This window comes from Escherichia sp. AM3 (genome assembly GCF_032029835.1).
GTDB lineage: Bacteria > Pseudomonadota > Gammaproteobacteria > Enterobacterales > Enterobacteriaceae > Escherichia > Escherichia coli.
The window spans coordinates 1-2,167 of sequence record NZ_JAVUPQ010000219.1; the positions used below are offsets into that span (position 1 = coordinate 1).

Annotated in this window: 1 protein-coding gene and 2 pseudogenes; all 3 read right to left on the bottom strand. The window is 31.5% G+C overall.

Annotation, left to right across the window (positions count from 1 at the left end):
* Positions 1–445 (bottom strand): annotated as a pseudogene (locus RTW80_RS24330) (EpsG family protein); the annotation flags it as partial.
* Positions 446–479: 34 nt separating this feature from the next.
* Positions 480–1,742, bottom strand: coding sequence for a hypothetical protein (locus RTW80_RS24335; RefSeq protein ID WP_312720601.1), 1,263 nt, complete (start codon positions 1,740–1,742; stop codon positions 480–482).
* 38 nt (positions 1,743–1,780) lie between these two features.
* Positions 1,781–2,167: pseudogene (locus tag RTW80_RS24340) on the bottom strand (glycosyltransferase family 2 protein); the annotation flags it as partial.

Below are 2,167 nucleotides of genomic sequence, written 5' to 3' on the forward strand. Positions count from 1 at the left end.
GCCTATATGTATTAACTGCTAAATCTAGCACACTCCAGCTATAAAAACATGTTAGTAAAAATAGAGATTTATAATATCGGTCCTTACAATATAGAATTCCTACTAACATAAAAGCTAAAACAAAGTATAAGGAACTTAAGAAAATATATGCATCATGGTTGTTATTAATGATTTTTATAGATTTCATTAAAACATAGAAACCAGAACTCCACATAAAGCTATCTAAACCAGATAAAGCATCAAATCCTTGTAAATACATTCTGGTATCTGAGTTTCCAGGAAACCTAAGCCCATAAAAACAAACCATCATTATCCCAATAATAAGGAAAACAATAAAATCAAGTTTCTTACTTTTGCAAATAATACTTACTACTGATAACAATAATAGAAATAACGAAATTAAAAAATATAAAAAAAGTGTAATATTAGTTAAAAATAACGGCATGAATCTCACCTATTTTTTGGAATAACTTATAGTGTTATTCAATTATCCATTCATTTTGAAAATAAACAGCCTCAAGATTCCAGCGGCCATGTTTCAGCTTTAAACTCTCAACACCATTGAGTTTCCTATTATTTATTGATTTCACAGACACAATAAAACCATCATCATTGATACTGGTTAATTTTAGAGTATAACCATCTGTTAGATCTTTTTCATCCGGTAAAGTAACATCTATATTTGAGTTAATTTTAAAAATATACCGACCAAAATTAGAATCTAATGCTTGGGAAGAGTTTATTATCTTTGTTTTGAAATTTAATTTTTCAATTTCACCTCGAGGTGATACTGAAGCAACTATAGTATCCCCGTTTTTCCAAACTATAGAATGCGCAGTGTTTTTCCCTGAAAAAAGCAAGCCTATTTTGCTTTTTGATTCATCATTGAAGCTAATATCAGGTGAATTAATTTGATTGTCTCTACTACTAAATGAAACTCTATTACCTATCGATACAAAACCATAATCCCATTTTTTTGCATTACCTAACGATGTTGAGCGCGCGAGATATGCTATATTTCCATCAAATTTTGATTGCGGTAAAACAACCGTATCGACACCATTAACATTTTTACTGGTCGCCGAATTATTAATAATTCCATTTTCTTGTACAACACCTTTTGTGGCTCTCCCCCCCTCAGGGAAAATCAAATTAAAATTAGCACTCCATATTTTTGTAACAGGATTAACAACTAAGGATGAATGATTATCTGGAGTACCCATACGTTTAGTTTTTAAGTTAACCCACCCTGCGGTAATGATTTTACCGGGCACTACTGATACTACATATGTAGACCACTTGGGCTGTGTCTCTGTTTCAATGATCATACCAACCTTGATATCAGTTGGACTTATATCCTCAGATAGCACAGAGGTGGGAGTAATCTGGGGCGACTTTATTTTCTCCCATTTTCTAAATGGTGATGAATTATTTTCAGCATACAAGGCAACCGAATCTCTATCTAAATAATGAGCTAAGCCAGAGACAGATCCTAATCCCAACACCGGTATATTAAGTGGGCTACTATTATTAGCTACAAATGAAGAAACAACCGCATTTTTTCTCATGCCGAAAGTGTATCTACCACTTAAAACACTATTACTATAGGTAGACTGTTCATTTTGAATGTTATCTTTTGTTGGTTTGCCTAACGCATTAAATTCAGCAGACTTAACAGAATTAGGAATAATTAAAAAAAAACATATCACACCAATACTCGAACACGATTTTGAATGAAACACTTATTTTCTCCTATAGTATATTACTACCAGATGATATTTTAAATCTTTGTCACATAAATCAAAAAGAATACTAAATTTCTTAAAAAGCTAGTTTTTCTTACTCTTTTGTAAAAAAATAAATTCATCCTATTTAAAACCCCCCCATTAAAAGAATTTATATAACTTTCAAGTATTATTTTCTTCTCCATGCTTAATTTATCACCGAAATCAGAAATAAACAAAGCTGATTGATCTCTAGTATTTAAAACAGACCTTCTAGCATTAACTAATTTATCTTTTATGCCAGAAAACTTAATTACATCTTTCAGTGAAAAGGATTTAGCCCCCACTTGATTCCCACCATGCTGCCGATAAAGTATTAATGCCTTATCAACAAAGGAAATAACGCCAAACGATGATGCATATAATGCGATATACCAATCATG